Below are 230 nucleotides of genomic sequence, written 5' to 3' on the forward strand. Positions count from 1 at the left end.
TCATCTCTTAGATGATTATAATGGTGGCTATGCTGAAGTTAATAAGTTAGGTTCTGTTAGAGCATATCAATTTGTGGGCATAGAAGGAGAAACTAATGGAAATCAGAATGGTACCAAAACACCATCTAGGTATTTGCCAGTTTCTCAGGGATTTATTGTAGAAGTTATAGCAGATGGTAATGTCGTGTTTAATAACGCTCAACGCATATTCGTAAAAGAATCACATGCAG

At 36.1% G+C, this 230-nt stretch carries 1 pseudogene; it reads left to right on the forward strand.

Features of this window, described 5'->3' with window-relative positions:
* Positions 1–230: pseudogene (locus tag ACRHNM_RS18455) on the forward strand (ABC transporter permease); the annotation flags it as partial.

This window comes from Psychroserpens mesophilus (assembly GCF_050617655.1).
In the GTDB taxonomy this organism is placed as follows: Bacteria; Bacteroidota; Bacteroidia; order Flavobacteriales; family Flavobacteriaceae; genus Psychroserpens; species Psychroserpens mesophilus_A.